Consider the following 22,521-nt stretch of genomic DNA (forward strand, 5'->3'; position numbering starts at 1 on the left):
CTTTTTCCCCAGTAAGAATAGATGTTCTTGCAAAACCAAGATGGGTCGTTAGCTCAGTTGGTAGAGCAGTTGGCTTTTAACCAATTGGTCGAAGGTTCGAATCCTTCACGACCCACCACTTTTTAGACCTCTCCGAGTTAAACTCCCAGATCATCAAAGAATAGTCAATTATTCAACGGCTAATATGACCAATGAATTTTTCGCCATTTAAATATCAACAGTTTTCTGTCAACCCATTAGCCGAAGGTTCGAGTTCTAGATGAACCACAAATTTAGCATTATTCCCCAAGTTATTTTAAAATATCTCAAATCCCTCGTACTCTAAATCAAAAAATTATCGCCATTGAATTTGATCATAAATATTTTCTAGCTCATCGCTTCAAACCATTCACTGATGCGGGCCTACCATACAATTATTCGATGCTCACGATTATTAAATACTTACTTTGATTAAATTTATTGTGCAATGACCTACAATTTTAGGTCATTAATCTTTTAAATTACTGTCATGTAGAGTCATTAATTTGATATAGAAAAATGATTTAACCTTAAGTATTAGTTCAATTATAAGTATTTACTTGTCTACTTTTGTCTTATAGACCTATTGCTAATGTTATCTGTTTGTTGATTGGTTCATATTGCTGAAGATTAGAACAATATCAATAGGGAGATAATAATGAGAAAGCAAAAGCTAAGTCTTTATGTTGCAAGCGCTTTGTTAGCGATGAGTGGGGGAGCTCATGCTGCAACCGATATGACCTTTGGTGGCTACATTAAAGCCGATGTAATGTTTAGTGATTATGGCAATGGGGCGCCAGAATCTGGTTCGTTGTCACGTCAGTTTTATGTGCCAGGGACTATTTATGGGACATCTGGAAACGGCCAGCAAGTTGTCGATTTTCAAGCGCGGGAATCACGTTTTAACTTTAAAACAGTTACTGATGTTGATGGCCATAAACTCACAGGTTTTATTGAACTTGATTTTATGACCCATACTGACGGTAACGAGCGAGTCTCTAACAGTTACTCTCCTCGTATACGTCATGCATTTGTCAGTTATGACAATTGGACAGTCGGTCAGACTTGGACCACGTTTCAAAATCCAGGCGCCTTACCGGAGAATCTAGATTTTGTCGGTGCCGCTGAAGGAACACCTTTCGTTAGACAATCACAATTACGTTATACCAGTGGTAATTGGCAATTTTCAATTGAAAATCCTGAAACGACTGTAACACCTTTTGGCGGTGGAGGCCGAATCACCAGTGGTAGCGGCGTTGTGCCGGATTTTGTCGGACGTTATAACTTCAGTGCTGCTAGTGGTTCTGCATTTTCAGTAGCTGCTATTGTAAGACAATTAGATTTAGAGCAAGTTGTTGGAGCAACCCAGTACGATACTTCTGAGTTAGGTTATGGTGTTAGCTTTGCCGGTGTTATACCTTTAGGTAAAGATGATATTAAATTTACCGCAACTTATGGGGAAGGGTTAGGGCGTTATATGGCGCTTAACTATGCTAATGCTGGTGTGCTTGATTCCAATGGTGAGATCCAAGCGATTAAATCCTATGGTGGTTTCGTCGCATACCGTCATTGGTGGTCAGAACAATGGCGTTCTAGCTTGACGGTTTCAGGTTTCACTGCAGACAATGATATTGCACTTACTGGCGGGGCTGTTAATAAAGAAGCTTATTCTGGCTATGTTAACTTACTATACTCGCCTTCAAAGCCACTCACATTTGGGGTTGAATATATGCATGCTTTGAATGAGCGCGAAGATGGTTTTGACGGTGATTTGAATCGGATTATATTCTCAGCTAAGTACGCTATTTAGCCTATAAACTGATAACAAAAAGGCAACCTTATTGGTTGCCTTTTTTTATTTGAAGCTTTTAATACTTATTTAAGTAGATTGTTTTGGCGAACATAGGCTTCAAATTCAGTGCAACCACCAATTGGTTGTTCGTCAATGAAGATCTGTGGAACAGTTTCAACCGTTTTGCCGACACTTTTTGATAAGTCTGCTTTGGTGATACCTTCGACATGAATATCAATATATTTAAATTTGAAATCCGCACTTTGCGCCGCTAACTTTTCTGATAACTCAACGGCTCTAACACAATATGGGCAACCTGGGCGGCCAAAAATAACTACAAACATGGTGACTCCTGTTTAATGATCTTGGCAATTTATACCATATGTATTTTTCAAATGGTATTTGAACACAATTAATTTTGTTTTAACTCATATCGATTTTATATTTGCCTTGATAGTCAAAAAATGCGTCAACTAAATCCCAACGATATTTGTTTTTCTTTAGCAATAATAAATCAGGTTTTCTAAATCGGCTTTGATCCACCAATACATCTGCTACTTTATTATATTGAGGATGCTTAAGACCTGGCGTGCGAGTGTGGCTTAGTACAAATACCGCATAAAATGCTTTGCGTTGTGCTGGTGTCGAAAAGTTAAACGTCTGCTTAAAATCATTACCCTCAATATCAATATATTGAATAAGTAACTTGTTGTCGTGCTCGAGTAATAGCATTTGCTCACATTTGAATAAATGGTGATGCTGAGCGTTAAGTACTTGCTTTAAGCGTTTATCAGGATCAATTAAGGTTGATTGGCAGGCGTTACAGATACGTGCCGCTATATCATTTTCAGCTCCACAGTCGGGACATGATTTTGACCTGAATCTAAAGTCACATTGCTGGTTGTCACTGATTAATCCTTGGCAGCGTCTTCCATAATGCTCAATTATATCGCCATCCCCATCCACTATCCCCCAAAAGATGTTTGCAAATTGGCATACAGGACAATGCACTTGAACAGGCACTGATTTACTATTGGGCTTAGCTTGGCCAACTTCAGGATAAAAGAGGTCATAGCCGTTCGCGGCGTAATCGATGATTAAACAATCGGTTTTATCCGCTGCTAAGCGTAAACCTCGACCAATCATTTGTTGGAATAGGCTCACTGACGCTGTTGGTCTTAATATCGCTATAAGGTCAACATGTGGCGCATCGAAGCCTGTAGTGAGCACTGCTACGTTGACTATGTACTTCAGATCTTGGGCCTTAAAGCGTTGAATGATCTCATCACGTGCGTTATGGGGCGTTTTAGCGGTAATTAACGCAGCATCTTTGTCTAAAAGCGCCATCACTTCATTAGCATGTCTAACGGTTGCAGCAAAAATCAATACACCTTTGCGCAGTGCTGCAAGTTGCTTCACCTGTTTGATAATTGCTGTGGTTGCGCGGCCTTGATGATTAAGCAAGGAGTCTATTGCCATTTGAGGGTACTCTCCGCTGTCATTTGGCTCCAGATCATCAAAATCATATTGGGCACTCAGTCCGTCAAAAATAATCGGTTTAGTAAGATAACCTTTATTAATTAATGGCCGCATTGGTAGTTCAAAAATGCACTTGTCAAAAACAGCGGTGTCAGTATTGCCTACTTTTCCATGGTAATGCACACGGTATATCCAGCCTAAACCTAAACGATAAGGCGTTGCCGTTAATCCAAGTAATTTTATATTAGGATTTTGCGCTTTAAGATGAATAAGCAATTGTTGATATTGGCTCGTAGACTCATTACTCACTCGATGACATTCATCGATAATCACTAATGAAAAGGGTTGGGTAAATTTTGTGAGGGCACGAGCCGCTGATTGAACGCTGGCCACTACCGTTTTACCATTGGCTTTCTTTTGATTTAATCCGGCAGAATAGATATTTGCTTCTTGAGTCAGTAAGCCTACCTTTTCGGCATTTTGAGCGACTAATTCCTTTACGTGAGTTAGCACCAGTACATTACCATTAGCAATGCGAGCTAGTTCGGCAATGACGATACTTTTGCCTGCACCGGTAGGAAGAACCAATACTGCTGATTGTTGGCTTTGCTTAAAATGAGCAACAGCAGCATCTACGGATTGTTGTTGGTAATCACGTAGGGTTATCTTTGCAGGTTTAACAGATGAGTCTTTCAATTTATTGGTAGTATTATTCTGGTTTGGATAAAGCTTAACATAGGCAAGGATTGATAAACCATATTGTGATGAATGAGCGCTTATTTATGGTAAAGCTAAATCAATAAACCATGGCTAAAGGTGATAAATACACGCTAATAGTATTTTTGCGAGATAAGCGCTGTTTTTTTATATAAGTTGGTGTAAATTCATTTACACAGTCAGATGATACTTATAAAAAAATAATAATGTATTGCCATCAGGAAAAACACTTTATGAAACGTTTACTGTTAGCCGCTCTGTTTATGGTTAGCCACATCGCCGTTGCTGAAGACGCTTTAGTCATAGGTTTATCTATTGAAGAGAGCGTGAAGCATTCTGAAGATTTAACCACTTCGGCATCCAAAATTGTCATGGGATTAAATGATACTGTGTCACTCAATGTTGAAGGTGATTATGGTGTGACAATCGTGTCGACAGAAAATAGCAATAATAAGGTCAATTTGTTGATCAGTTTACGTGATGAATCTAATGACGCTTCGGATTTACTAGGAGACAAAACAATCAGTCTTAAAGTGGGCCAATCAACCAGTTACAAGGTGACATTAAACGATCATTTATATGACATAACTATTGAGACCTCTTATGCTCCACAGCCTAAAACCTTAAACAATTAGTCATAGCGAATAAAACTGTTCAGTCCATTAATCTCAGTTAAAAAAAATGCCCCTCAGTGAGGGGCGAAAAGAGAAATTGGTCAGGATTTCTCGGGTGGATAAGGTATTACAAGTTAGTTTATATTACTCAGTTTTGTTTAGGCGTGACTCAATTAACGTATCAATTACAGCAGGATCCGCCAGAGTAGAGGAATCACCTAAGTTGGTCACTTCATTAGCGGCAATTTTTCGAAGGAATCGGCGCATAATTTTGCCAGAACGCGTTTTCGGTAAACCGCTTGCCCACTGGATAAGATCCGGTGTCGCAAGGGCGCCAATTTCTTTGCGTACCCATTGACGTAATTCTTGGCGCAACTCTTCCGTTGGCTCAATCCCACGAGTGAGGGTGACATAAGCGTAAATACCTTGGCCTTTAATGTCATGCGGGTAACCCACAACAGCCGCTTCAGCAACGAGCTCATGCGACACTAGCGCGCTTTCCACTTCAGCAGTACCTAAGCGATGCCCAGATACGTTAATGACATCATCAACACGACCAGTAATCCAATAGTAGCCATCTTCATCACGACGCGCGCCATCACCGGTAAAATACATGCCACGGAACGTTTTAAAGTAAGTTAAGGCAAATCTATCGTGGTCACCATAAACGGTGCGCATTTGTCCTGGCCACGAATCAAGGATAACCAGGTTACCTTCACCGGTACCTTCTACAATATTACCCATGTTATCGACTAGCGCAGGCTGTACACCAAAGAAAGGTCGAGTTGCTGAGCCTGGTTTGGTATCTGTAGCACCTGGTAGAGGACTTATCAGAATACCGCCCGTTTCAGTTTGCCACCAAGTGTCGACAATAGGGCAGTTTTCATGACCGATCACCTCATGGTACCAACGCCATGCTTCTGGATTGATGGGTTCGCCCACTGATCCCATAATGCGTAATGAATCGCCTTTATAGCTGCTAAATTGTTCTTTGCCCTCAGCCATTAGTGCACGAATTAGGGTTGGTGCGGTATAGAGAATATTGACTTTATGACGGTCAATCATTTCACCTAATCGAGCCGGAGTTGGATGATTAGGTACACCTTCATGAATTAATACCGTCGCGGCATTCGCTAATGGTCCATAGACCATATATGAATGACCAGTGATCCAACCTACATCTGCGGTACACCAATATACTTCGTCTGCTTTATAGTCAAACACATATTCGTGTGTCATTGAGGCATACACCATATAACCACCGGTAGTATGCAGCACACCTTTAGGGTTACCAGTAGAGCCTGAGGTATAAAGTAAAAAGAGTGGGTCTTCAGCATTCATTTCAGCGGGTAGACAGAATTCTGAAGCGACTTCCATGAGTGAGTGCCACCAGACATCTCGGCCTTCAACCCAATCGATGCTCCCACCAGTACGCTTAAGTACTATGACCTTTTCGACGCAAGTGACATCTGGATTTGATATGGCTTCATCCACACTGCGTTTTAACGGAATTTTTCGGCCACCGCGAACACCTTCGTCGGCAGTAATTAAGACTTTTGATTTACCATCAATCACCCTTGCAGCAATCGAGTCGGGTGAGAAACCACCAAACACCACTGAATGCACTGCGCCAATGCGAGCACACGCAAGCATAGCGACTGCCGCTTCAGGCACCATAGGCATGTATATGGTGACGATATCGCCTTTATTAACACCTTGGCTTCGAAGGGCGTTAGCAAATTTACACACATCGGCATGTAATTGGGCGTAAGTAATTTTACGTTGCTCATTGGAATCGTCACCTTCCCAAATAATGGCTAGTTTATCGCCATGTTCTTCAAGGTGGCGATCTAAGCAATTGGAAGACGCATTGAGCGTGCCATCATAAAACCAATTGATCGAAAGGTTATGATCATCAAAAGACGTTTGCTTGATTTTGGTATAAGGTTTGATCCAATCAATACGTTTGCCGTGTTCTCTCCAGAAACCTTCTGGATTAATAATGGACTCCTGGTACATTTTCTTATATTGATCGTTATCAACCAGTGCGTTTTCTGCAATGTCACTCGGAACTTTGTAAAGAGATTGCGGGGTCATGGGGCTTCCCTTTCTAAAAATGGCGTGGTTAAAGTATCATCTGCAACAGGCTATCAGCACTATTAGACCTTGGTCTAGTTTTAAAATATCCTTAATATTTAGTCTGTTGCACGTGTTAATATGGTTATAATTGCTACAGAGTTAGTCTGTTATTTATGATGATTCTATTGTGTAGGTTGTTTTATGTTCAATACACGATGTTTTAGGTAAAAATAAAACAGATTTTTAATAATAATAAAGTGATATCGGACGTTTCATGAACTTAACCTTAATCGTTGCCGTGATTGCGGTGTGTTATGTGTCATTGCTGTTTATTTTGGCGTGGGGCGCTGAGAGGTGGTTTAGTAAAATAAACCAAAAAGCCCAAGTATGGATTTATGGGCTCAGTTTAGCTGTGTATTGTTCTTCCTGGAGCTTTTTAGGCACAGTTGGCCAGTCCGCCAATGATTTATGGTCTTTTTTACCTATTTTTATCGGCCCAATATTGGTGTTTACCCTTGGCTTTGGCATGTTACGAAAAATGGTGGTGGTGTCTAAAGCGCAAAACATTACTTCTGTTGCCGACTTTATTGCTGCCCGCTATGGTAAATCACAACTATTAGCGGCGTTGGTTACGCTAATTGCCTTGTTCGGGATCATGCCTTATATCGCGTTACAACTCAAAGCCATGGTGTTTAGTCTTAATTTATTTCAACCTGCTGACAATCCGCTGAGTCCTGTCGCTGTGCCATTATTGATTACCATGTTATTGGCTATTTTTGCCATTTTATTTGGTACTCGTAAATTAGATGCTACTGAACATAATCCAGGAATGATGGTGGCGATTGCCTTTGAGTCACTGGTTAAACTGGCAGCCTTTATCTCTGTCGGTGCCGTGATTAGTTTTGGGGTCTTTGATGGCTTTGGTGATATTTGGCAACAAGCATCAGATAAAGCATTGATCCAAAATAGTCATATCCGTTTAGAGTCTTTCCTACCTGAGTTATTTGTTGGTATGGCGGCGTTCTTATGTATGCCAAGGCAGTTTCATGTGATGGTAGTCGAGTGCGGTGGCGAGCATATTTTAAGAAAATCGCGATGGATATTTCCAATATATTTAGTCTTATTTGGCTTGTTCGTTGCCCCATTGGCACTCGCCGGCAAGGTGATTTTAGGTGATTCAGTGTCAGCTGATACCTATGTGATTAATTTACCTTTAGCGCTTGATCAACCTGTATTAGCTGTTGTCGCATTACTGGGTAGTTTGTCTGCCGCGACTGGGATGGTGATCGTGGCGGTGGTGACTATTAGCGTGATGGTGAGTAACGAATGGTTGGTGCCATTTCTGTTGCGAACAGGACAAATACGAGAAAAGAATTTTAGTCAGTTTTCTAAACTGTTATTAAATGTACGTCGTTTATCGATTGTGGTGATTTTAGGTTTTGGTTATTTAAGCTATTTGCTGTTTACCGACCGTGATTCACTTTCACATCTGGGGATGATGTCGTTTGGCGCATTCTCTCAATTAGCGCCTGCGTTAGTGGGGGGATTGTATTGGAAACACGGTAATCGAGCGGGAGTGTATCTAGGCCTTGCTGTTGGTTTTAGTCTTTGGTGTTTTATTTTACTTCAAGGTGCCGGTGAAGCCCGTGTGATTGGTGCAGACTCTGGTTTGTTCAATTCAATCACTCCCAATATTAGCGATACTTTGATTGCCTTATTAGCCAATATTTTTTGCTATGTGCTGGGTTCTATATGGTTTAGAGCGGGCGTTGCTGAGCGTATTCAAGCGAGTCACTTTGTCAAACCTTGGTCATCAAAGCAAGATGCTAAAAAACGCCAAGGGCCTATTTCACAACAAGATTTATTAATTTTGGCCAGTCGGTTTGTCAGTCCTACTCGTGCTTATGAAAGTTTTAGCCGTTTTTCGGCAGATGCGGTTAAAAGTGACAGTTGGTACAAAACGGCTCCAGAAGAGTTAATCGCTCATACGGAACACATGTTGTCGGGTGTGTTAGGCGCATCAAGTGCTTCACTGGTTATGGACTCTGTTTTACAAGGACGTGATTTGGCTCTTGATGAGGTATTCCATTTAGTGGATGAGGCCTCTTCTAAAATTATTTTAAGTCAAGATATGCTGCGAGGTGCAATTGAACACGCTTATGAAGGTATGAGTGTGGTTGATAGAGATCTTAATTTAGTTGCGTGGAATTATCGCTATGTTGAATTGTATCAATACCCAGAAGGCTTTTTACAACAAGGTATGCCAATAGCTGATATTGTGCGGTTTAATGCTCTGCGCGGTTTTTGTGGTACTGGAGACATTGAAAACCAAGTTGAAGTGCGGGTACAACATATGCGAAATGGAACTCCTCATACTTCTGAGCGTGCTCGCCAGGATGGTAAGGTTATAAAAATTCAAGGCAATCCTATGCCTGATGGTGGTTTTGTAATGACATTTACTGATATCACCCAATATCGTTTACAGGAAAAAGCTTTACTGGAAGCTAATGAAACTTTGGAAAGTCGGGTACAGGAGCGAACCTATGAACTGGCGTTATCAAATAGCGAATTATTAGAGGCTAAAGCACAAGAAGAGCTCGCCAATGCGTCAAAAACGCGTTTTTTAGCTGCCGTGGGTCACGACTTAATGCAACCGTTAAATGCTGCAAGATTATTTACTGCATCATTATCGCAATATCCAAATCTCGATTTAGAAGCACGTACCACATTGACTCATGTCAATAGTTCGCTAAAAACAGCTGGTGAATTACTAACCGATTTACTCGATATTTCTAAGCTAGACTCTGGCATGGTAGAGGTTAACCGTCGTGATTTTGCGATTGCAGAGATCATTAACGGTTTATCCATTGAATTTGATGCTATGGCTGCCGATAGTCAAATTTCGTTTTCAATGGTGCCTTGTACTGCGACAGTTAACTCCGATCCTTCTTTATTACGACGTGTGTTACAGAATTTTTTAACCAATGCTTATCGTTATGCTCGAGGCGGTAAAGTGTTATTTGGTTGCCGTCATCGAGGTGATTTTATTGAGATCCAAGTACTGGATACTGGCTGTGGAATTAATGAGTTTGATATACAAGAAATCTTTAAAGAGTTTAAACGTCTCAATCATCCTAGTAGCCGTAATGTCAGTGGTTTGGGGTTAGGGTTAGCGATTGCTGACAGGATCAGTAAGGTACTTGATCATCAAATACATGTGAGTTCGGCTTTAGGTCGCGGTTCGATATTCTCTATTTCTGTGCCCATAGGTGAAACCATCAGCCAAACAAGCAATAAACCTTTACCAACACTATTGCAGCCTTTAGCGGGAATTAAAGTGCTATGCATCGACAATGAAGAAGCCATTCTTGCGGGATTAGAATCATTATTAAGCCGTTGGCAATGTGAGGTTATTTGTGCCAAAGATCTTGCCGATGCACGGATTAAGTTAGGCCTTAAAGGGGTGGCACCAGACATTATGTTAGCTGATTATCACTTAGATGATGATCAAAACGGTATCGATGCCATGAATGGTATTCGCAGCCGTTATGGGGAGCATTTACCAGGGATATTAATTACTGCCAATACCAATAAAGATTTGGTTGAAGATGTCGAAAGGCAGGGTTATCACTACATGGCTAAAATGGTTAAACCTGCTGCATTGCGAGCGTTAATTTCGAGTCTAGTTAAAAAGTAGGTTTACCCATTTTGGCAGTATTGCTGAGATTAAACATCACCTTAAAAGGATATTAGTATGATTGTGTATGGCGATAGCATGTCGGGTAATTGTTATAAGGTGCAGTTGGTGCTGAATCTGTTAGGTATTGAGCATGTATGGCAAGAAATGAATATCGCTAAAGGTGAAACGCAAACACCAGAGTTTTTAGCTAAAAATCCGCAAGGTAAAATACCGCTAATAGAACTCGATGATGGCAGCGTATTATCGGAGTCGAATGCAATTATCGGGTATCTTGCTGAGGGCTCTATGTTGATCCCAACCGATGCTTATAATAAAGCGAAAATGTATCAGTGGATGTTTTTTGAACAATACAGTCATGAGCCATATATTGCCGTTGCACGCTTTATTCAGTTGTATTTAGGATTACCTGAGGATCGCTTAGCTGAATATCACTCACTGCACGCTAAAGGCCATAAAGCGCTTGCGGCTATGGAAGCTGAACTAGCAAAGCAACCTTTTCTGTGTGGTTCGCAATTTACCTTAGCGGACATTGCTTTGTTCGCTTATACCCATGTTGCCCATCAAGGCGGTTTTGATTTAACCCATTACCCACAGATTAATAAATGGTTACTTCGCATAAAACAGCAAGCTAGCTTTGTGCCGATGAAGCGTTAATTATTTACTGATTTTATGGATATTTTTTGATTTACATGTGTTGTCAGCCGCTATTCGATTATTGGTATTATTGATAAAGTATTAAATACTGAATAGGCGATAAAAAGCATAATAGTGCCGACTAGAGCATCAATCACGCGTTGAACTTTAGGCGTACCTAACCAAGGTGCAAGTTTAGCGGCACCAAATGCTATGGTGTAAAACCACAGTATTGAGGCCAGCATGGTACCAATAGCAAATGCCCATTTTTCGTTGCCATCAAAAGTGCCCCCCACGCTACCGAGTATCATTACTGTATCTAAATACACATGAGGATTAAGCAAGGTGACAGCAAATGTAGTGCCGATAATTGTTTTACGGTTATTGGCCGCTGCAATGTGTGTTGTAACGAGATACTGATTTCTCCACACACTTTTGAACGACAGAACAGCATAAACAACTAAAAAAGTGACGCCTCCCCAACCTATCAGTAGCATTAACCATTCACTACTGGCGATTAATTTTCCTCCGCCAAAAATGCCCAGACCAATTAATAACACATCACACAACATGCAAATTGTCGCCGCGAGAAAATGATGATTGCGTTTTATCCCTTGGCTTAATATGTATGAGTTTTGTGCGCCAATAGGAATAATCATTCCTAAGCCGAGAATAAGTCCTTGAAATAATGCGGAGGTAGCCATGGGGATCCTAGTAACGAGCAATGTAATTAATTGCTAAAGTAGCAATAGTTTTGGTATAAATTAAATTAATAATTTTTCTGTTGTATAAGAATTATTAATGAAAGATGTCAAGATACTGGCTACGATGACTTAAGAGGATTTAATAAGTTGGTAAAATAATGAGTAATCTTGATTATAAATTACTGCAGGCATTGAGCTGTGTGATTAAAGAGCAAAGTTTTGAGCGTGCGGCTGGCGTATTGTGTTTAACACAATCGGCGGTGTCGCAACGAATAAAGCAGTTAGAACAACATTTTGCTCAACCAGTATTAATTAGAGGCCAGCCGATTGAAGCCACAGATTTAGGTAAGCAGCTATTAAAACACTATTACCAAGTTGTGCAGTTAGAAGCCGACTTACTTCCTAGCGCTATGCCGCATTCACCCCAAACACCGTTAACCTTGCATATTGCCACCAATGCAGACAGCTTAGCCACCTGGCTAATTCCGGCAATAGCCCCGGTGATTAAGTCACATTTAATAGAAATTAATCTGCTCATTGAAGGTGAAGACCGCACGATTAATAGGTTAAAGGATGGCCAAGCTTTTGGGGCTATTTCTGTGCAATCTACAGCTATTAAAGGTTGCCAATTGGCTCGGCTGGGAAATGTTGACTATCTGTTGGTTGCGTCACCTGAGTTTAGTCGTCATTACTTCCCTAACGGAATTAGTGCTGACAGTCTTAGAAAAGCACCGGGTATCGCTTTTGATCATAAAGACAATATGCACACACGATACATTCAACAGCATTTTGGACTCACGCAAGGTGAATATCCATTACATACTGTACGTTCATCAGATGCCTTTGTGACCATGGCCAAGCACGGTGCGGCATATGGATTAGTGCCAAAAACGCAAATTAAACCAGAGCTGGCTTCAGGTGAGTTAGTGCATATATGTAAAGAGCATATCATCACTGAAACGCTTTACTGGCACCATTGGATTTTACTTAAAGGTGTTTATAAAGACGTTTCAGATGCGATTGTTGCCCACGCTCAAGCGGTATTAGATTAAGCGAAACAGAGTCTTACCTAAACTGAGTCTTACCCAAATCTGAGATTAGCCCAGCTTTGATTATCCATGGCTAATCAAAGTTTGATTATCTTCACTGGGGACAATGGTGTCGGCAACAGATAACATGGCAGAGGTTAATTGGGTTAATTGTTCTGCGCTAATGGTATATGGCGGCATGATGTAGATATAGCGACTAAAAGGCCTTACCCACACACCTAAATCAACAAAGGCTTTTTGCAAGGCTGCGGTATTAACTGGAGAGAGCATTTCTATTACTCCGACACTGCCGAGCACTCTTACATCTTTTACCTGCTTTGACGCCATGGCAGCGGGCAAGGTGCGTGTTAAATGTGCTTCAATGTCTTTTACCTGCTGTTGCCAATCGCCTTTAAGCAGTAAGTCTAAGCTGGCGGTTGCTGCTGCACATGCCAACGGGTTACCCATAAAAGTGGGCCCATGCATAAACACGCCAGCGGGTGAATCACTAATACCACAGGCCACTTCGTCACTGCATAAGGTGGCAGCAAGACTAATATATCCACCAGTTAAGGCTTTACCAACACACAAAATATCGGCCTCAATATTGGCATGCTCATAAGCGAATAGGGTGCCAGTACGGCCAAATCCAGTGGCTATTTCATCTAATATCAGTAACACATCATATTGGTCACAAAGTTGGCGCAGTTTAACCAGATAAGCAGGGGAGTAAAAACGCATTCCGCCAGCACCTTGCATGATGGGTTCAATAATTACCGCGGCGATATCTTGGTGGTGTTGTGTAAATGCGGCATCTAACGCGAGTGTATCGGTTTGATTAAGCGGATCATTAAACTTAGACGTTGGCGCAGGGATAAATACTTGTTTAGTCACATTGTTGCCAAACATGGTATGCATTCCACCGTCTGGATCGCACACGCTCATCGCTGCAAAGGTATCACCGTGATAACCACTTTTTACGGTCATAATGCGTTGTTTTTGTGGCTGATTGCGGCCTTGCCAATATTGCAGCGCCATTTTTAAGGCGACTTCAACTGCAATCGAGCCAGAATCGGCTAAAAAGACTTTGGTTAAATTGGCGCTGGTCATCTGCACTAAACGTTTTGACGTCTCAATAGCGGGTTGGTGGGTTATGCCGCCAAACATGACATGACTCAGTGTTGACAGCTGTTGTTGCATTGCAGCAACAATGGTCGGATGACTGTAACCGTGCACACATGACCACCATGAACTCGTGCCATCAATAAGCACTTTACCGCTGTCTAATGTCAGTTCACATCCCTGGGCCGAAACGACGCCATATACAGGCAGAGACTGGGTCATCGAGGTATAAGGGTGCCAAATGTGTTGTTGATCGAAAGCGTAGTCGATAGTGGTGTTTGTGTCGGAAAATGCCATAATTATAAGTGCTCGTTTTTTGACCGCTAGTAAAGCGTGAAATGGTTACTGCGTTGACAGTTTACGGACTCAGGGTATCCTAGCCAACATAAAATCAAAATAAAGGAATGATCCATGTCGTTAGCTGAAGTTCGTCACGATTGGCAAAAAACAGAAATCGAGGCATTATTTGCGTTGCCTATGAATGATTTATTGTTTAAAGCCCACAGTATTCATCGTGAAACATTTGACCCTAACGAAGTGCAGATCAGTCGTCTTTTATCGATTAAAACCGGTGCATGCCCAGAGGACTGTAAATATTGTCCACAAAGTGCGCGCTATGATACCGGTCTAGAAAAAGAACGTTTACTTGAAATTGAAAAGGTATTAACTGAGGCTAAAAGTGCTAAAGCTGCTGGTGCATCACGTTTTTGCATGGGCGCTGCTTGGCGCAATCCGCGTGACAAAGACATGCCATATTTAACACAAATGGTAAAAGATGTCCGTGCTTTGGGCATGGAAACCTGTATGACATTAGGCATGCTATCGCCTGACCAAGCCAGCAGATTGGCTGATGCAGGTTTAGATTATTACAACCATAACCTTGATACCTCACCAGAATATTACGGCGATGTTATCACCACTCGTACTTATCAAAGTCGTTTAGATACGCTGACAAACGTGCGAGCCTCTGGGATGAAAGTCTGTTCTGGCGGGATTGTCGGTATGGGCGAGCAAGCCACCGATCGCGCAGGTTTATTGCAGCAACTTGCTAATTTAGAACAACATCCAGATTCAGTACCGATCAACATGTTAGTAAAAGTGGCCGGTACACCGTTTGAGAATATTGATGATCTTGACCCGCTTGAATTTGTCCGCACCATAGCAGTGGCTCGGATTATTATGCCTAAGTCGCGGGTGCGTTTGTCTGCCGGACGTGAAAGCATGAGTGATGAACTGCAATCAATGTGTTTCTTTGCGGGGGCTAATTCAATTTTCTACGGTTGTAAGCTATTAACTACGCCAAACCCAGAAGAAAATGATGACATGAGTTTATTCCGACGTTTAGGGTTACATCCTGAGCAAGGTCCACAAGCCAACATCGAATCTGATAGCGCATTATTAGCCAAAGCGAGTGCTAAGCAAGATAAGTCGACTAAGCAGTTCTTTGATGCAGCTGCGCTATAATTTTACATGACGTTATTAGGCCAGACTGATATGGGGCAGCACCCATTAACCGAGCGGATAAGTAATAAGCTTGCTGATCTGCAGGCGGCAGGCCTTTTACGCCAACGACATGTGTCGGAAACCAAGCCACGTGTAATGGTTGATTTTAGCCATAATGATTACTTAGGCTTAGCCCATGAACCTGCTTTAGTTCAAGCTCTGTATGCTGGAGCGCAGCAGTATGGTGTTGGCAGTCGTGCATCACCTCTTGTTAGTGGTTATAACCAAGCCCATTTTGCCCTTGAACAGCGTTTATGCGAGCTGACGGGGCATCAAGCGTGCATGTTATTTAGTTCTGGTTTTAGCGCTAACAACGCGTTAATGAAAACCTTGTTTAGCAACAAGGATACTGTCTTAGCCGACAAGTTAGTGCATGCCTCAGTAATTGATGGCTTAAAAGACAGTGGTAGTCAGATTCGGCGCTTTTTACATAACGATGTTAGCAGTGCAACGCGACTGATCGAGCGCAACCCTCACACAGCTGTGGTTACTGAAAGTGTATTTAGTATGGACGGTGACATTGCCCCGATAGCTGAATTATCTCGCTTATGTCAGCAACATGATTGTTGGCTGATTGTCGATGATGCCCATGGCTTTGGGGTATTACCTAGCTCGTTTGTTAATGCCAATAATGTGGATATTCAGGTGGTGACATTCGGCAAAGCATTAGGAGGTCAAGGCGCGGCAATTTTAGCCTCTAAAAATGTGATTGATTACTTAGTGGCAACCTCGCGTGAATATATTTATTCTACCGCGTTATCGCCCGCAAATGCTCAGTTGGCATTAGCGGCGATTAATTGGCAGCAAGACCATCCACAGTTATTAACACAATTAACGGCAAACATCGCCTTATTCAGGCAAGTTGCACTTGAGCATCAACTTGAGATCACGCCTTCAATGACAGCGATCCAGCCGATTATGATTGGCGATAATCATCGTGTTTTAGTTATTGCTGAGCACCTAAAACAACAAGGTTTTTTGGTGGGGGCTATTCGCTCACCAACGGTGCCAGTCGGGCAGGCCCGTCTTCGTATTACGTTAAATGCACAGCATCAAGCCAGCGATATTTGTGCACTGGTTAGTGCAGTGGCCCAGCTTATTCAGCACAATGATGTTAATGATATTTAGTTAGCAGCATTAACATCCTGGCAGTAGCTAAATAAATCGTATCTTTGAGAACCCTCATGACGTTAGATAACTCGATTGCAAACAAGTTTTCAAGAGCAGCACCTTTGTATAAGCAACATGATGTGTTGCAGCGTATGAGTGCTCAGCAATTATTACAGCATGCCAATTTATATGGCACTCTACTTGATATTGGAGCCGGTCCGGGTACATGTTTTAAAGCTTTCAATGACGTGAAACAGGTTATCGCGGCAGATATTGCGCATGGCATGCTAACGCAATTGGCGCAACAGTATTCTGATTACTTATGCCTTTGTTGTGACGCTCAAGCGCTGGGTTTACAAAGTGCATCTATTGACAGCATTTATTCCAATTTAGCTTTGCAGTGGTGTCAGACGCTACCCAAAGCTTTTAATGAATTTCATCGCGTATTACGAGTGGGCGGTGAATGTCATCTCAGTGTTGTTATTGATGGCAGCTTGGCTGAATTGCAAACGTTAGGGTTTCACGTCAATCAATTTCACTCTGTATCAGCCCTTAAGTCTGCTTTTATCACCTCGCAAACAATGCCTCCTGATTGGGATAGTATCGATATCCAGGTTGAGACTATTACGGTTTATTTTGCCGACTTACGTAGCTTACTTTATTCAATTAAAGGGGTGGGGGCATCCAGTGCTCAAGCAGATGAAGAAAAGCAACGCGCAGTGTTGAGCAAACAACAATGGCAGCAACGGGTTGCATTAGCTGAAAGCTTACGTACCGACAAAGGTTTACCATTAACTTATCAAATTGCGTATATCCGCGCTAAACGAGGCTGAAGCTATGTTGTATTTTGTGACTGCAACAGACACTGACAGTGGTAAAACGCTAATTTCAGCGGCACTTTTATCCAAGGCTACAGGTAATAAGTGTGGCTTTAAACCCATAGCATCAGGGTGTGAGTCTACAGAAGATGGCTTGCGCAATAGCGATGCCATGATGCTAATGACCCAATCTAATATGGATTTGCCATATCAAAGTGTTAATCCTATTTGTTTTGCCCCAGCAATTGCACCGCATATTGCCGCTAGGCAAGTAAACCATACTTTAACTGCCCAAGGTGTTCTTGACACTATGTACCACCCGGCGATGCAAAGTGCTGATTTTGCCTTAATTGAAGGTGCAGGTGGTTGGCGTTTACCATTGGGCAATGGCGAATATTTGTCTGATACAGTTAAATTATTGCAAGCTAAGCTGCAAAATACTAAGCCACAAACTGAATTAGTCAATCACATTAATTACCCATCAGATTGGCCATCGAGTATCGACGTTATTCTCGTCGTAGGCATGAAGCTAGGTTGTTTAAATCATGCTTTATTAACTCAAGAAGCCCTGCTAGCAGATGGATTAACGATAGCTGGTTGGGTTGCAAATCAGGTGGATCCTCAGATGGCTTTTATTGATGACAACCTCGAGAGTTTAAAGCAAATAATGACAGGTCCATTTTTGGGATATGTGCCTTATTTGGCTAAGCCGACGGCGATTAATGCCGCCCGTTACCTGCAGATGCCTAGCTAATTCAAATGTCGACATAATCGTCAATATAAGGCCCAACCTTTGTCACGCATCATGCTGTAAAAGCAAAGTGATGGGTCATAAAAGATGGGCTAAAAAATCAATTTATTTTACTTATAATAACTAGTTTGCAATCGGCATCACGCGATTTCTACCTAGGCGTTTTGCATCGTAAAGTAGCTTGTCAGTTGCCTCAATGAGTTGCGATACATTTTGTTTAGGTTTCCATTCTGCCACCCCAAAAGAGGCGGTTATTGAGTCAATTACTTTATCGCTACGTCGATCTTTGACACTGAGCTTTTCTATGGCTCTACGTATGCCTTCGGCCAGCTGCCTGGCTACCCTAAACTGACTATTGGGAACGATAATAGCAAACTCTTCGCCACCAAAACGGTACAATTTTACTCCGTCACGACACGCTTCTTGGGTCCGCTTAGCCACTGTTTTTAGGACTAAATCGCCGAGTTGATGGCCAAAACTATCATTGAATATTTTAAAGTGATCAATATCAATTAAAATTAAACAAGTACCTACAGGTGATGAGCTTACTTGCGCTTCTATATCAGTATTAAATGCGCGGCGATTTAGCACATTGGTTAATGCATCAAATAGCATGTCTTTTTCAGATGCGGCTAAACGTGTTTTTAGAGTATCAATTTCAGATTGTGCTTTTTGTAGCTGTTCAGTAAAACTGACCGTGCTAGAACGAATACTGGAAGATTCTTTGACAATATTTCTAACAATGCCAATAACTTGTTCAAGTGAGAAGCCTTGATTTTCAAGATCACTTAATTTTTTAAAATCTTTATCAATTTGCTTCTGAAATGTTTCAGTATCTAAATTAGTGTCTTTGAGTGATTGGGATAATTCACATACCATAGCATCTAAATTTTTACGCATATCACGCACATCAAGCTCTACTGGATCCGCAACATATTTACGATAAATTAGCTCGCTAGTTACTGGTGAACATGTTTGATTTTGTTTGACTGCGGTATCTAACTCTTGATTCAGTAAGGGGTTTTGTTCACCCACATAAGCATACCAAAGTGCATAGTTTGTTGGTGTGGTAGGGATTTTATATTTTAACATTAACGGAACCGCTTTTTTTAAATTGGCAGCAGCGGTTTGCAATAGTGTGTTAGACATTATGTGCCTCATGAACTGGGCTGAAAAAGACTTTTAAAATCTATAGTTAAATAAATATAGCAATAATAGCAGGGGTTATACCATCCTATTATGAGGATACAAATTAAAAAAAAGCACCCTAGGATGCTTTTTTTGTAGATAACGTGATATTAAAACACATAAGAGACAGCAAACATTGGCCCAGTAAAGCTGTAGTTAATATTATAGTCAAAGGTACGTTGCTCAATATTGCCGATTTTACGTGTCTTTTCGATAGTAACGTCGACATCATAGTAGTTATATGCCAATTTTAGCGACCAGTTATCACAAATTTTTGCTTCGACCCCTAAACGGACATCGACAAGTGATCCATCTACATCATCATATTTGATTGAAAAGTAATGCGCATGAGCATCAAATATCCAGCCAGGGTAAAACTCGTAAGATCCATAAAGACCGATATCAGGCAAAGGGGCCGTTATCGTTTCATCGATAATTTCTGGCGTTGCTACTGAATTACTGCATAAGGTTGAATCTGGAACACAGATGCCTATGGTGCCTTTAAAGGCCGTTTCGACAAACATGGCGTGTAAACCTAGCGACACACCAACCGCGTAATTTGTACCTTGCCAGACATCATAACCGTACCCTATACGCAAAATATCTATATTCAGTGAGGTATTGAGTTTCGAGCCAGTTTCAATCAGATAATCTTTACCATCAATATCTTCAAGAATAAAATCTTGTGATACCGTTTCTGTATCTGCTTTGCGATCCAACGATTTCCAATCAATATAAATGTTGTGGCGTTGGTTGAAAGAAAAGGTAAATTCAAAATAGGGTAAGTATTGTGCTTCAGCTAGAAGAAGTTCGTCTTCAAAGTCCACCGGGAATGTACCGCCGGTTTTAGGGTTTGTGGCAATAAAGTTTGAATCGGAGTTGGCATAAAACATACCGATATCAAGAGTATATCCATCAGTAAAAGTTGTGCTTTGTATTGATGGCTCGGACTCAGCATAAGCCGTTCGAGTGATGAGTATCAACAATACTATATAAAAAAAAGATCTTATCATTGAAACTCCGCACTTATTATTTTTACTATCACAAGATATGCGTCTTCATATGATGTTGTTGTCAAATCTAATCCCTAATCTATTGTATGCAGATATCCAAAATAAGAATTATCAAATGCATACTCAAAAACATCAAATTTATATAAATAGGACCAACCGTTCATTAGCCATACTAGCACTTTGTTACTAGATGTGAAATATTTGTATGTGTTTATTGCGCTAAATCAAGTTTTCAGCAGTAGTTTGAAGTCAAAGGCGCAAAAGCAATCATTTTGACTGCAAGGCCTTATGGGATTGGGCGTCAGAGTGTTGACGTTACAGTGGTGAGTGGCAGTAATGTGGCAAAACGAAAAGTAGAGTAGAATATTGACCCTACTTCTTCGTTAGATATGTAGCGTAAGTGTTAACGTTTGCGGGCGTTTGTTTTAGTCACTAACCAGAGTTTATTCTGGCTCGTCGGTGTCAGAAACTTCTTCTTCAACATCGTCAAATTCAATTTCAACTTTAGAACTTGCTGGCGCATGAATAGTACCAACGACAGCATAAAACGGCTTACCTTTTGCTAGACGGCAATACTTAGACCACAATAACTCCATTGGTGTTGTTGCGGGTAACATGCCTTGAAGAACGCGAATAAACTGGTCTTCGTCAACATTACAAGGTAATTGCGAGCCATCGGCTAGATTTTTCATTGCTTGACCGTGTTGTTCAAGCAAGTCAGCTTCCTTACTGGTAAAATCACCACAACGCTTAAACCCCATAGGGAAATTCGCGTCATCATAGAAGCGTTTAGTTGACTGAAAACTGTTGCTATGACCATTGGAGTTAGCATCAATACCTTGTTTTGCATTGATAAATGATTGCTGAGACATGGCTAATACCTTCTAAATTGTGAGATATAAACATTTGCAACTGGAGTATTGGCTAGTATTATCATTTTTTAAATCAAAATATTTTGTCCTTAATGGTAAAGAATTTTTATGGATACAGATTTATTAAAAACCTTCTTAGAAGTATCTCGTACTCGACACTTTGGTAAAGCGGCTGAAAATCTCTACCTTACCCGAAGTGCTGTTAGTTTTAGGATAAAACAGCTAGAAGGTATTTTGGGGATAGAGCTGTTTGAACGTTTGCGTAACAATATTCAACCTACCCCAGCAGGTGAGAGAATGTTGGGTCATGCTGAGGCGGTGCTTAATGCCTGGGAGAGGGCAAAACAAGATATTATTTTGAATCAGCAGCACAATGCTCAGTTGGCTTTATCGGCTGGTAATAATATTTGGGATGCTTATTTACAAGGTTTTTTACAGCCACTGCATTTAGGTTTGGAAGGTGTTGCTTTGAGGACTGATGTTTTGTCTGCATCAGTGATGACTCGCCAGCTTATTGAACGCACTTTAGATATTGCGATTACCTTTGATCCTCCAAAACTTGATGGGGTCACATTAGTTAAGCTTGCTCAAGTAAAACTGTATCTAGTGTCCAAACAGCAGGGCGTTAAGCTGGCTCAAACGGCTAATTTACCTTATATAAAAGTCGATTGGGGCACAGCCTTTAATATCACTCACGCCCAAGATTTTACCATGTTGCCTTTACCTGTCCTGCATACCAGCTCTGCTCGCATGGCATTGGATTTTATGTTGAATAATAGTGGCTGTGCATTTTTGCCTGAAGCACTCATTCAACCCTATTTAGATAATGGCACTTTATCTCGCGTAGATGATGCAAAATGTATCTATCGACATGTGTATGCTGCTTATTGGGCTGAAAATGAAAGGCTTGCCTATATTGAACAAGCTATTTCAATATTAACAACAGATAAACTTACGGTTTAGTATTTACTGGGCAGTTGTTAGAATACTAGTGGCCAAATAATGATCCCCCAGGTGATAGTACACAAGACGAGACTGATGAATACTGCTGCTGAAGCAATATCTTTCGCTTGACCACTAAGAGGATGAATTTCATCTCCGACGCGATCTACAACTGCTTCAATCGCAGAGTTTAATAATTCGACAATCAAAACAATTAATAGGGTCATGATAAGTAGAATGCGTTCAGTTGCACTGATATTGAGTAATAGTGCAACAGGGAACATTAAGCCGGCCAGTACGGTTTCTTGTCTAAATGCGGCTTCATGTTTCCATGCAGACTTTAGCCCCTTCATTGAAAATCCCGTTGCTCGAAAAATGCGCTTTAGACCATGATTATTCTCAGGTTTCATTAAGTAAATTATCTTTTTGGTTTTAATT

Annotated in this window: 19 protein-coding genes and 1 tRNA gene; 11 read left to right on the forward strand and 9 right to left on the reverse strand. The window is 41.2% G+C overall.

The window, feature by feature from the left end; genetic code table 11:
• The first annotated feature begins 42 nt into the window (after positions 1–42).
• Positions 43–118, forward strand: a tRNA-Lys gene (locus tag H5114_RS03625).
• 558 nt (positions 119–676) lie between these two features.
• A complete protein-coding gene (locus H5114_RS03630) occupies positions 677–1,828 on the forward strand; it encodes a DcaP family trimeric outer membrane transporter (RefSeq protein WP_124015706.1) in 1,152 nt (383 codons plus the stop codon).
• A gap of 65 nt (positions 1,829–1,893) precedes the next feature.
• On the opposite strand, the gene H5114_RS03635 is transcribed toward H5114_RS03630, so the two are convergent.
• The gene (locus H5114_RS03635) at positions 1,894–2,154 is read right to left on the reverse strand and encodes a GrxA family glutaredoxin (RefSeq protein ID WP_124015707.1); all 261 of its coding nucleotides are present in this window, start codon (positions 2,152–2,154) and stop codon (positions 1,894–1,896) included.
• 79 nt (positions 2,155–2,233) lie between these two features.
• A complete protein-coding gene (locus tag H5114_RS03640) occupies positions 2,234–3,985 on the reverse strand; it encodes a DEAD/DEAH box helicase (RefSeq protein ID WP_182722239.1) in 1,752 nt (583 codons plus the stop codon).
• Positions 3,986–4,239: 254 nt separating this feature from the next.
• Between H5114_RS03640 and H5114_RS03645 the strand changes: the two genes are divergently transcribed.
• Positions 4,240–4,641, forward strand: coding sequence for a hypothetical protein (locus H5114_RS03645; protein WP_124015709.1), 402 nt, complete (start codon positions 4,240–4,242; stop codon positions 4,639–4,641).
• Between the two features lie 123 nt (positions 4,642–4,764).
• On the opposite strand, the gene acs is transcribed toward H5114_RS03645, so the two are convergent.
• Positions 4,765–6,717, reverse strand: coding sequence for an acetate--CoA ligase (gene acs, locus H5114_RS03650; protein ID WP_182722240.1), 1,953 nt, complete (start codon positions 6,715–6,717; stop codon positions 4,765–4,767).
• Between the two features lie 256 nt (positions 6,718–6,973).
• Between acs and H5114_RS03655 the strand changes: the two genes are divergently transcribed.
• Entirely contained in the window at positions 6,974–10,396 is a 3,423-nt protein-coding gene (locus H5114_RS03655; RefSeq protein ID WP_124015711.1) for a PAS domain-containing hybrid sensor histidine kinase/response regulator, read from the forward strand.
• A 57-nt stretch (positions 10,397–10,453) separates the two neighbouring features.
• A complete protein-coding gene (locus tag H5114_RS03660) occupies positions 10,454–11,053 on the forward strand; it encodes a glutathione S-transferase family protein (RefSeq protein WP_182722241.1) in 600 nt (199 codons plus the stop codon).
• A gap of 50 nt (positions 11,054–11,103) precedes the next feature.
• On the opposite strand, the gene H5114_RS03665 is transcribed toward H5114_RS03660, so the two are convergent.
• Positions 11,104–11,736, reverse strand: a complete 633-nt coding sequence (locus H5114_RS03665) for a LysE/ArgO family amino acid transporter (RefSeq protein ID WP_182722242.1) — start codon at positions 11,734–11,736, stop codon at positions 11,104–11,106.
• A 158-nt stretch (positions 11,737–11,894) separates the two neighbouring features.
• Between H5114_RS03665 and H5114_RS03670 the strand changes: the two genes are divergently transcribed.
• Positions 11,895–12,788 carry a LysR family transcriptional regulator ArgP gene (locus H5114_RS03670; RefSeq protein ID WP_182722243.1) on the forward strand — a complete coding sequence of 298 codons (894 nt, stop codon included), beginning with the start codon at positions 11,895–11,897 and terminating at the stop codon, positions 12,786–12,788.
• 60 nt (positions 12,789–12,848) lie between these two features.
• Here H5114_RS03670 and bioA read toward each other — a convergent pair whose 3' ends face one another.
• The gene (gene bioA, locus H5114_RS03675; RefSeq protein WP_124015715.1) at positions 12,849–14,183 is read right to left on the reverse strand and encodes an adenosylmethionine--8-amino-7-oxononanoate transaminase; all 1,335 of its coding nucleotides are present in this window, start codon (positions 14,181–14,183) and stop codon (positions 12,849–12,851) included.
• A gap of 114 nt (positions 14,184–14,297) precedes the next feature.
• Here bioA and bioB point away from each other — a divergent pair, with 114 nt between their 5' ends.
• From bioB to bioD, 4 genes are read left to right on the forward strand one after another with little or no spacing between them, the layout of a single operon-like run.
• A complete protein-coding gene (gene bioB / locus H5114_RS03680) occupies positions 14,298–15,350 on the forward strand; it encodes a biotin synthase BioB (protein WP_182696950.1) in 1,053 nt (350 codons plus the stop codon).
• A 6-nt stretch (positions 15,351–15,356) separates the two neighbouring features.
• Entirely contained in the window at positions 15,357–16,517 is a 1,161-nt protein-coding gene (locus tag H5114_RS03685) for an 8-amino-7-oxononanoate synthase (protein WP_182722244.1), read from the forward strand.
• 56 nt (positions 16,518–16,573) lie between these two features.
• Positions 16,574–17,332, forward strand: coding sequence for a methyltransferase domain-containing protein (locus H5114_RS03690; protein WP_182722245.1), 759 nt, complete (start codon positions 16,574–16,576; stop codon positions 17,330–17,332).
• 7 nt (positions 17,333–17,339) lie between these two features.
• Positions 17,340–18,071: a dethiobiotin synthase gene (bioD, locus tag H5114_RS03695; protein ID WP_182722297.1), complete on the forward strand. Its 732-nt coding sequence runs from the start codon at positions 17,340–17,342 to the stop codon at positions 18,069–18,071.
• A gap of 120 nt (positions 18,072–18,191) precedes the next feature.
• On the opposite strand, the gene H5114_RS03700 is transcribed toward bioD, so the two are convergent.
• The 3 genes from H5114_RS03700 to H5114_RS03710 all read right to left on the reverse strand — a co-directional run bounded on the left by H5114_RS03700 (position 18,192) and on the right by H5114_RS03710 (position 21,141).
• Positions 18,192–19,217 (reverse strand): GGDEF domain-containing protein, encoded by a 1,026-nt coding sequence (locus H5114_RS03700; protein WP_182696947.1) that lies wholly within the window; start codon positions 19,215–19,217, stop codon positions 18,192–18,194.
• A 149-nt stretch (positions 19,218–19,366) separates the two neighbouring features.
• On the reverse strand, positions 19,367–20,269 hold the full coding sequence (locus H5114_RS03705) for a hypothetical protein (protein ID WP_182722246.1): 903 nt from the start codon (positions 20,267–20,269) through the stop codon (positions 19,367–19,369).
• Between the two features lie 443 nt (positions 20,270–20,712).
• Positions 20,713–21,141 (reverse strand): DUF413 domain-containing protein, encoded by a 429-nt coding sequence (locus tag H5114_RS03710; RefSeq protein ID WP_124015721.1) that lies wholly within the window; start codon positions 21,139–21,141, stop codon positions 20,713–20,715.
• 108 nt (positions 21,142–21,249) lie between these two features.
• On the opposite strand from H5114_RS03710, the gene hdfR reads away from it, so the two are divergent.
• The gene (hdfR, locus tag H5114_RS03715) at positions 21,250–22,104 is read left to right on the forward strand and encodes an HTH-type transcriptional regulator HdfR (RefSeq protein ID WP_124015722.1); all 855 of its coding nucleotides are present in this window, start codon (positions 21,250–21,252) and stop codon (positions 22,102–22,104) included.
• 17 nt (positions 22,105–22,121) lie between these two features.
• On the opposite strand, the gene H5114_RS03720 is transcribed toward hdfR, so the two are convergent.
• Positions 22,122–22,493: a diacylglycerol kinase gene (locus H5114_RS03720; protein ID WP_124015723.1), complete on the reverse strand. Its 372-nt coding sequence runs from the start codon at positions 22,491–22,493 to the stop codon at positions 22,122–22,124.
• Between the last annotated feature and the right edge of the window lie 28 nt (positions 22,494–22,521).

Origin of the sequence: Shewanella sp. SR43-8 (assembly GCF_014163775.1) — a bacterium.
GTDB lineage: Bacteria > Pseudomonadota > Gammaproteobacteria > Enterobacterales > Shewanellaceae > Shewanella > Shewanella vesiculosa.